Origin of the sequence: Sphingomonas asaccharolytica NBRC 15499 (assembly GCF_001598355.1) — a bacterium.
GTDB lineage: Bacteria > Pseudomonadota > Alphaproteobacteria > Sphingomonadales > Sphingomonadaceae > Sphingomonas > Sphingomonas asaccharolytica.
Window position 1 is genome coordinate 1 of the sequence record NZ_BCYU01000117.1, and the last position, 9,280, is coordinate 9,280.

At 64.3% G+C, this 9,280-nt stretch carries 5 protein-coding genes, 1 tRNA gene and 1 pseudogene; 4 read left to right on the top strand and 3 right to left on the bottom strand.

Going from position 1 to position 9,280, the window contains the following annotated elements; genetic code table 11:
* The first annotated feature begins 90 nt into the window (after positions 1-90).
* Positions 91-1,128: a dihydroorotase gene (gene pyrC, locus SAS01S_RS20390; RefSeq protein WP_066812833.1), complete on the top strand. Its 1,038-nt coding sequence runs from the start codon at positions 91-93 to the stop codon at positions 1,126-1,128.
* A 169-nt stretch (positions 1,129-1,297) separates the two neighbouring features.
* On the opposite strand, the gene SAS01S_RS20395 is transcribed toward pyrC, so the two are convergent.
* A complete protein-coding gene (locus SAS01S_RS20395) occupies positions 1,298-2,041 on the bottom strand; it encodes a DUF1134 domain-containing protein (protein ID WP_439646850.1) in 744 nt (247 codons plus the stop codon).
* Between the two features lie 162 nt (positions 2,042-2,203).
* On the opposite strand from SAS01S_RS20395, the gene SAS01S_RS20400 reads away from it, so the two are divergent.
* A tRNA-Ser gene (locus SAS01S_RS20400) sits at positions 2,204-2,293 on the top strand.
* 260 nt (positions 2,294-2,553) lie between these two features.
* On the opposite strand, the gene SAS01S_RS20405 is transcribed toward SAS01S_RS20400, so the two are convergent.
* Complete coding sequence (locus tag SAS01S_RS20405; protein ID WP_084239278.1) at positions 2,554-5,484, bottom strand: glycoside hydrolase family 31 protein; 2,931 nt, start codon at positions 5,482-5,484, stop codon at positions 2,554-2,556.
* A gap of 183 nt (positions 5,485-5,667) precedes the next feature.
* On the opposite strand from SAS01S_RS20405, the gene SAS01S_RS20410 reads away from it, so the two are divergent.
* Together SAS01S_RS20410 and SAS01S_RS20415 are read left to right on the top strand one after the other, a co-directional pair.
* Positions 5,668-6,723: an alpha/beta hydrolase gene (locus SAS01S_RS20410; protein WP_218016346.1), complete on the top strand. Its 1,056-nt coding sequence runs from the start codon at positions 5,668-5,670 to the stop codon at positions 6,721-6,723.
* Between the two features lie 48 nt (positions 6,724-6,771).
* On the top strand, positions 6,772-8,691 hold the full coding sequence (locus SAS01S_RS20415; RefSeq protein WP_066812838.1) for an NPCBM/NEW2 domain-containing protein: 1,920 nt from the start codon (positions 6,772-6,774) through the stop codon (positions 8,689-8,691).
* A gap of 198 nt (positions 8,692-8,889) precedes the next feature.
* Here the strand turns inward: SAS01S_RS20415 and SAS01S_RS22905 are convergent.
* Positions 8,890-9,280: pseudogene (locus SAS01S_RS22905) on the bottom strand (hypothetical protein); the annotation flags it as partial.

Sequence of the window (9,280 nt, forward strand, 5' to 3'; positions counted from 1 at the left end):
TCGCCGTAATTGAGTACGGACCCTGGTGCGCATGCGGTCGAATCCAAGCCATGCTGGCGGATCGCGGCGCACGATTGTAGGGCGATCGCCATGACCGATCGCCTGACCATCCGCCGCCCCGACGACTGGCATATCCATCTGCGCGATGGCGCGATGCTGGAGGCGGTCGTCGCGTACACCGCACACCAGTTCGCCCGCGCGATCGTGATGCCCAATCTCACCCCGCCGGTTACCACGGCCGCCGCGGCCGAGGCCTATCGCGCGCGCATCCTCGCCGCCCTGCCGGCGGGGAGCGACTTCACCCCGCTGATGACCTGCTATCTGACCGACGGCGCTGATCCGGCGGAAATCGCGCGCGGGCACGAATCGGGCGCGTTCACTGCGTGCAAACTCTACCCCGCGCATGCCACGACCAATTCGGCGCACGGCGTCACCGACATCCGCGCGCTGGGTGCGGTACTCGAGACGATGCAGACCATCGGCATGCCGCTGCTGATCCACGGCGAAGTCACCGACCGCGACGTCGACATTTTCGACCGCGAGGCGGCGTTCATCGAGCGCACGCTGGCGCCGCTGGTGCGCGATTTCCCCGGGCTCAAGATCGTGCTCGAGCATATCACTACGGCCGAAGCCGCCGAGTTCGTCGCCGATGCCGGCCCGCTGGTCGCCGCGACGATCACGCCGCAGCACCTCCATCTCAACCGCAACGCTTTGTTCGATGGCGGGCTGAGGCCGCACGCTTATTGCCTGCCGGTGATCAAGCGGGAGCGCCATCGCCTCGCGATACGCGCGGCGGCGGTGTCGGGGTCGCCCAAATTCTTCCTCGGCACCGACAGCGCGCCGCATGCGGTCGAGCGCAAGGAAATGGATTGCGGCTGCGCCGGCATTTTCAACGCGCCGTTCGCGCTCGAAAGCTACGCCACTGTGTTCGGGGAGGAAGGTGCGCTCGACAAATTCGAGGGCTTCGCCTCGGAACATGGTCCGCGTTTCTACGGGTTGCCGCTCAACGAGGGGACGGTGACCTTGGAGCGCGTAGCGGTCGAGGTGCCGGCGCGGGTGGCGGGTCTGGTACCGTTCCATGCCGGCGAGACACTGGGCTGGCGGTTGGTGGAGAGCGGCGCAGCGTAGCGCTCTCCCCGTCATCCCCGCGAAGCGGGGACCCATCTCCAAGTCGTTAAAGCAAGTTACGGGTGATGAAGCCCGACGCGGGCAAAGCCCGCGTCGTCGGACGGCGCTGTGCGCCGCCGGCCGGGCCGATGCGAGTCAGCGGGCGAGGCGCCCGCAGCCGCATTCGGCCTTAAAACGGCATCCACTTCGATTTGTGGGTGAACTTCATGTAGCCGGCATTGACCCCGGCGCGCCAGCCGACGCCGAGCCGAATCGGGATCAGCACGATGTTGCCGCGCCTGAGATAGGTGGCCGAAAAACCGCCGACGAAATAGAGCCGACCTTCGCCGCTGGGGAAGCGCTTGTAGAGATCCTCGGTGTCGTAGAGATTGTATACCAACACGAACACCTTGGTGGCGTCGCCGCCGACGTCGAAGCCGACCGACGGACCGGTCCAATAGATCTTCTGGTCGCCCGCCACCTTGTGGCTGAGCGTTCCCGAGCCGTAACGCAACCCGACGACGAACGCGCCCGATGCCTCGCGCCCGGCGATATAGGCGTTGGGCCGGCCCTGATTCTTGAGAGTCTTCTCGATGATCCCAGCCAGGCCCTTGGCACCCTTGCCGAACACGCCTTCGGCCGCGTCGAGCACGTCGTCGTCGCCATAAGTCGGGCCGGTGGTCGGCGGAATCGGCGGCGGGGTGGTCGCGGTAGTGGCCGTCTCGTCCTGCGGCGGCGGCGCCTCGTCATAGGCCGGCACGCTCGGATTGGCGGGCGGCGGGGTATATGGCGCGGGCTGTGGCGGTGGCGGCGGCGATCGTTGCAGGTCGCCATCGATCGCCTTGTTGGGATCGATCGTGGTCACCTGCGCGGCTACCGGCCCGGTGATCGTCAGCATCGCCAACGACAGAATAGTCAATAAACGGCGCATCATCGCCCCCAACCCCAACCCATACATGCCATACGCTAAGCTCGGCGGAGATTGCCCGGCAATGAACGCGGCGACGGTCCGAGTCTATTCCGCGCCAGTCAGAGTCGAAACCCCCGGTTGATCACGTAGGTAGCCCTCGCTATAGGCCCGCATTCTGCCGCAGCCGGAGACGTGGGTGAGTGGCTGAAACCAACGCTTTGCTAAAGCGTCATACGGGAAACCGTATCGAGGGTTCGAATCCCTCCGTCTCCGCCAGCCGGGCTGCACTTCGCCTCGCCGGGCTGGCCTGAGTACCGTTTTCGGTGCAGAACTGCGGCATTCAAAGATCAATTGCATAGTCGAGCGACAGGTCCGTTTTAGCCTGACAGCTATCGGGGCGGCACGTTCGGGTGAGTCCGTGCCCGTTATCCGCATTCCGACAAGTCGAAGATGCGCGTCATCCCGACCCACTTCTCCTGTCGCAGCGTTGTGAAGTGGCTGCTGGCAGCGCCGCATCAATCGCTGCCATTTCCGCATTAAAAACGGACCACCGTCGAGCGACCTGCATATGTGATTCGCTTGGTGGCCGCTGCGGGCGCGAGCCCGCCCTGGCCGGCAGCTCCAACGAGGACGACATCAAGCCTCCGCGTCTTCACCATGCCGGGAAATGCCCCCTGCCGCGCTGCGACCGCCAAGGTGCGGGCCTTGTCGCTCCAGACAAGATCATAGGTCGCGCGCTGGCCCTTCTCGTAATTGTAGGTCTCGTTGTCGTCCTCATAAACCGTAAACCGGGCATCGGCGCCCGGATAGATGCGCACCTCATAAGGGGCGTCGGCTTGGGCGGTGGCATATTGCACCTCCGGCCCCATCGGCACGATCGAGCCGGCGCGGACGTATAGCGGCACTAGGTCGAGCGGCGCGTCCCGCGTGACCGTTCGCCCGCCGGAGAGACGCCGGTTGTTCCAGAAATCGAACCAGTCGGAACCCTTGGGCAGATAGGTCGAGACCGAGGTGTCGAGGGCACGGGTAGCGTTTCCCGCCGCGTTCAACTCGCTAGGCAGTCGCCAGCCGAAGCGCAGCGAACGATCGCCGCCGCCCTGAAAATACTCGATCGTGACGGCAACCTGCTGCCCCTTGCGGAAGGACAATTTGGCGCCCTCATAGCGCGCGGCCCCAGTCTGCCAGCTCGACACTAAAGTCTGGCCGTCGACGATCAGGCGGAACCCGTCGTCGCCTTCGAGCCCAAGCTCGTAGGTGCCGTCCTCGGGCGCGGTCAGCGTGCCTTGCCAGCGGACCGAAAAGTCGCTGAGGCTGGTGAGGCCGCCGGGAATGTCCGCTAGGGGCGGGTCGGGCCAGTTGTGATCGATCTTGGCGTCGACGACGCGGCCTTTCGGCGTCTCGAATTCTTTGCCCTCAAAATACTGGCCGGCAAGCCCCGGCTGGCCATCCGGCGTGCGCAGATACTCGGTCGGCACGGTCGCTCCCGGCGGCGGCTGGATGTGATACATCGCGCGCGTCACGGGATGGACGAGCAGCGACGGCCCGAACATGAAGCTGTCGTCGATCGTGTCGATCGCCCGATCGTCGGGGAAGTCCATCATCAGCGGCCGCATCAGCGTATAACCCGCCGACGTGACCTTCCAGCTCAAGCCATAGATATAGGGTAGCAGCCGATAGCGCAGGCGGGTGCTGTCGAGCAGCGAGGCATAGACTTGCGGGTCGAGCGTCTTGAAACGCCAGGGCTCGCGCTCGACGTCGGTGCCGTGAATGCGCATGATCGGGTTGAACGCCGCGAACTGCAACCATCGCGCGAACAGTTCTCGCCAGGCCGGATTCCGCTCGCCACCGGGAAAGCCCGAGACGAAAAAGCCGCCGGTATCGTTGGTCCAATAGGGGTTGCCCGTCACGGTCACGTCGACGCCGCCGGCGATCTGTTGCTTGAGCGTTTTCCAGCTCGAGGGGATGTCACCGCTCCACGACGCCGCGGCCGTACGCTGCGCGCCGGCCCAAGCCGATCGGGTGAGCGTGAAGACGCGCTTGTTGCTCGTCGCGCGCTCGCCGTCATAGGTCCCCTGCGTCGTCAGCAACGAATAGGGGTTGAGATAGCGCGAGAAGTCGCCGAGCACGTTTGAGCCGAGCGCCTTGGTGTCGCGGATATTGTCGGCCGCGTTCCACATGGCGCTGCTCACCTCGACCTCGGTGCCGTCCATCCACAGTGCATCGACGCCTTGGTCGAGCAGGCCCGACTTGATGTACTTGAAATAGATTTGCCGACCGAGCGGGCTATAGGCGTCGTAGACGCGCGCGCGCTTCGAGATCCAGTGCAGCGGCTCGAAGCGGAGATGGTGCGCGTCCAGCTCACGCGCGAGCGCGGTGTCGTTGCCGATCGACGGCCAGATCGACACCATCAGCTTCAGGTTCATGTCGTGGAGCTGGCGAGTCATCCCGCGCGGATCGGGATAGCGGGTCGGGTCCCATATCATCCCGCTCCAGCTGCCGTCCTTGTCCGAGCCCCAATATTGCCAATCCTGCACGATGTAATCGAGCGGGAACTTCTCTTTGCGGAAGGTACGCGCGACGTCGAGCAACTGCGCCTGCGTCTTGTAGCGCTCCTTGCTCATGAACAGGCCGAACGCCTGCTTTGGATACATCGGCGCCTGTCCGGTGAGCGCACGGTAGTCGGCGACCACGTCGTCCGGCGACTTGCCCGCCATGAAGTAGTAATCGACGCCTCCCGGCGCGCTTTCGGCCCAGAGGGAAGCGCCGCCGGCATCGTCCTTGAAGCGCATCTGGGAATAGGTGTCCCACATTATGCCGTAGCGCCGGGTCGACATCATAACGGGAATGATGATGCCGACATTGGTCTGGACGAGGAGCAGGTCCTTGCCGCGCCGGTTGCTGGTATCGTCGCCGGTGAAGCCAAAGCCGTAGATCGCCTCGTCCGGGTGCAGAGTGAAGCTGTTGGTCGCCTCATAGCTGGGGGCGCCCGCGATGGTGACCTTCTTAAGCTCCTGCGGCGCTTCCGCCTTTTCCTGAGTGAAAAGCCGTCCCTTCGGATCGAGGAAGCGTAAAGCCCCGGTCGCCTTGTCCACCTCGATCCGCAACTTCTGACCAATGATCGTCAGGGTGCCTGGCGTCTCGGCGATGGTGAAGGGAACCGGCTGAGGCTTCGTGACAACGACGATGCTGGGCGCCGTCCAGTAATTCTCGCCCAGATTGGCGTTCACTCGGACCGTGTCGGGGCCGTAGAAGATGATGTTCTTGGTGACACCGTTGACGCGCAATTGCAGGCCATCGGCGAGGCGTTGGTAAGCGAAGGCGCGGCCATCCCTGGGCGAGACCGCCTGAAGGTGCCCATTCACGTCGAGTCCTGTCGGGATCTCCCTCGCGTTGACCGCCCCGCTACCGGCGAGCAACGCTATCGCCACCACACGGCGCGCGAAAACCGCAATACCGCCACCGCCCATCCGCTTCTCTCCAATTCAATTGTTGTCACGACCCCAGTTATCAAGGCGAGCCAATTGTGATAGCGCTATCATTTTGCCAAATATGCGCCGTATGGCAACCACCAATCGTACTTTGAAGCCCTCGCCACCTGCGGGCTGCAATAGCACCGTATTATCAAGTATGAAAATCTATGATCATAAACGGTGGCTCCGGGGCGACTCGATAGTATAGGGCCACAGCAAAGGGAGGATGTTTCCATGAGCCTTTCGCGGCGCAATTTTGTGAAATCCCAGCTGGCCCTGGCGGGTGCATCGGTAATCGGCCTGGGCGCGGCGGCCGAGGTGCAGGCCCAGGCGCAGGCCCAGCCGGGTTCGGCGAACACGCGCGAGGTCATTGAGCTGTGGCCGCATCCGCCGGCGGGCGCCTTGCATCCGGACATGGCCGAGCTTGTCGAACAGTCCTCGTCCAATCCGGCCTATAGCAGTCGGCGCATGAAGGGCATCTCAAAGCCCCATATGATCGTCTTTCCCGCGGCCCAGCCCAACGGCTCGTCGATGCTGGTCATTCCGGGGGGCGGCTTCGCCTGGAACTATTTCGAGCACGAAGGCTATTACATCGCGGACATCCTGAACCGCGCCGGCATCACCTGTTTCGTGCTCTTCTACCGTCTGGCTCAGGACGGGTGGAGCGATCCGGCGAGCGTCGGTCCTGCCGACGCCCAGCGCGCGATGCGCGTCATTCGCGCCAACGCCGCGCGCTTCCGTCTCGACGCGGCACGCGTCGGCGTCATGGGTTTCAGCGCCGGCGGCTTCCTCACAGCGAGCCTGGCCACGCGACATTCGGCGCCATTCTATGCTCCGGTCGACGCCACGGACCGGCTCAGCGCCCGGCCACTGCTCACCGCGCCGATCTATCCGGTGCAAAGCGTCGATCCCGCTTATGCCTATGGCGGCGCGGCACCCTCGCTGTTCGGCGGTCCGCCGACGGCCGCACAGATCCGCAAGTGGTCGCCGGATCTCAACGTCGCGCCGACCGCCGCGCCGACCTTCCTGGTGCATGCCGAGGACGATGACACGGTGCCCGTTGCCAATACGGTGCGGCTGCGCGACGCCATGGTGGCGGCCAAGATCACGGTCGAGACCCATCTGTTCGCCCATGGCGGCCACGGCTTTGGCGTGCGCTCCCGGCCGGGTAGTCCCGATGGCCTGTGGTTGCCGCTGTTCCTTGATTTTGCCCGTGAGCAAAAGTTGTTCGACTAGGGTCGGCTTCAACAGATTCAAAAACTAGCAAAAAAATCGGGAGGCATAATGACGCGATTTCCCAAGGCGCTTTTCGGCGGCCTCGCCTTTTCACTATGTTGCGGCAGCGGAGCCTATGCCTCGAACGACCCGCTGGCGCCGACCGGTCGCTGGACCGCGGTGGCAGCAGATCAAGCGGCGACGCCGCCCATGGGATGGAATTCGTGGAACGCCTTCCACACCGACGTTACCGAAGCAAAGGTGCTCGATTCCGCCAAGGCGATAATTGACAGCGGCTTGGCCGCGAAGGGCTATCGTTACATCAACATCGATGACGGTTGGTGGCTGAAGCGCCGGTCCGCGGACGGTCGGATGGTTGTGCGCACCTCGATTTTTCCATCCGCCGCGGTCGGCGGCCGCGACCAGACCAGCTTCAAGCCGTTTACGGATAATATTCATGCCATGGGCCTGAAGGCCGGAATCTATTCGGATATCGGCGCCAATAACTGTTCACAGGCCTTCGCACCAAACGCCCCGAACCTGCCCGAGGGCACGGTCGCCGAGCGCGAAGTCGGACTGTACGGCCATATCGACCAAGACATTGATCTCTACTTCAAGGACTGGGCGTTCGATTACATCAAGGTCGATGCTTGCGGCATCCGCGCCTTTGGGCCGGACAGCGAGCGCGTCAAATCGGGGCAGTACCGCGCGCTTGGTCCGCTGATCGACGTGCAGGAAATTCGCCGCACCGATATCCAGGCCGTCCGCGAGCTCTACCAGAAGGTCGCCAACGCGCTGCGCCGGGCAAACCCGGATGGCGATTATGTCTTGTCGATCTGTGCGTGGGGCTCCGCCGATGTCCGCGCCTGGGCCAAGGACGTCGGCAATCTGTCGCGAACGAGCGACGACATCACACCCAGCTGGACGCGGATGCTGGCCAATTTCGACAGCGCCGCCGACCGGCCGCTTTATGCGCATCCGGGCTCCTGGAACGATCCCGACATGCTCTTCGTCGGTCACGGCGACTTCGACGAGCGCCATTTGTCGGAGGCGAAGTCGCACTTTGCGCTGTGGGCGATGCTGTCGGCGCCGCTGCTGATCGGTTACGACCTGAGGAACGCGCCGCGGCCGTTGATGGACATCCTTGGCAACAGCAACATCATCGCCGTCGATCAGGATCCGGCGGGCAATCAGGCGGTGCTCGCCTATGACACGGACGACGTTCAGATCCTGGTCAAGACGCTGCGTAACGGCCACAAAGCGGTGGCGATCTTCAACCGCGGACTTGCTCCGGCTGACGTGACGTTGACGGCGAGCCATATGAAGTTCGCGGCGGCGGCGCCGGTTACGCTCAAGGACCTGTGGACCGGCGCGACCCTGCCTGCCTTTTCCGGCGAAACGAAGGTGCATCTCGATCCGCGCCAGACACTTATCTTCGACGCCGCCGGCACGCGCACGCTCGCCGACGGCCTCTATCTGTCGGAAATGCCCGGACGCGTGAATCCGGCTGTCGACGGCGTGGTTATTCCCCAGCCAGATCCCACGATCCATCGCATGATCAATCCTTGGGGCAGCACGACCGACATCGGTGAGCCGCCCGCCTACACCGGATGGGGCGGCGCGCAGGCCGATGCCACACCCTATCGGCAGGCGTTGCGTATCGATGGCAACATGTATCGGACGGGGCTGGGCGTTCTCGCCAATTCACGATTCGAAGTCAGGGCCGGTGGTCAATTCCGCCGTTTCGTCGCGGAAGTCGGCGTCGATGATTCGACGTTCGATACGAACGACGCCGTGACTTTCTTCGTCTTTGGAGACGGCAAACTCCTGGCGACGTCCAAGCCGGCGCGTTTCGGTCAAGCGGCGCAGGTCCTGAGCGCCAACATTGCCGGCGCGAAGATTGTCGAGCTGGTGGCGCGCGGCAAACCCGGCAAGAACAAGGCGCCTACAGTTGTAACATGGGGCAATGCGGCGTTGCTCAGTGACTAGCGACTTTGGTTCGATGTGAATCGAGGCTGGTTCGCATCAGACTGACGGCACCGCACCGGATATTATCCCGTCATCCCGACCGACCTTGAGCGCCGCAGCCGGCCGACCAGGGAAACGGCGCGCCCGGCTCGATGCCGGACGCGCCGTCGGGATGCGGGCCGCGTGCTATCCGGGGGGGGTGCGACCCGTACCAGTCGGTTATTGGGCGGCGTCCTTGACGTCGCCCTTGCCCATTGCCGAAACCAGCGCGCTGCCTGAGCCCGAGAAGTTCGCGGCCGGCAGATCCGCCGTCTTCTTGCCGACACGGACCAGCACGCTTTGTACCGTGCCGCGAGCGGTCGAGCGCACCGACTGAACGGTCCCGATCGTACGCCCCTTGGCGTCAGTGACGGCCATCCCGGGGTTCACCGGGAAAGCGCCCGCATTCGCCGCGCCGCTGCCGGCCAGGGCCAGATTGCCCGTGCCCGATGCCGCGCCGCCAAGTCCGGACAGCGTGCCCGCGCCGGCGGCGCTGCCGCTGCCCGACGCATTACCGCCGAGCGACTGAGCGCCGGACGCCAGATTACCGGCTGCGCCGCGCGCGCGCCCG

Coding starts and splice junctions, on each gene's coding strand:
- pyrC (WP_066812833.1), top strand. CDS start 91: ATGACCGATCGCCTGACCATCCGCCGCCCCGACGACTGGCATATCCAT.
- SAS01S_RS20395 (WP_439646850.1), bottom strand. CDS start 2,041: ATGATGCGCCGTTTATTGACTATTCTGTCGTTGGCGATGCTGACGATC.
- SAS01S_RS20405 (WP_084239278.1), bottom strand. CDS start 5,484: ATGGGCGGTGGCGGTATTGCGGTTTTCGCGCGCCGTGTGGTGGCGATA.
- SAS01S_RS20415 (WP_066812838.1), top strand. CDS start 6,772: ATGACGCGATTTCCCAAGGCGCTTTTCGGCGGCCTCGCCTTTTCACTA.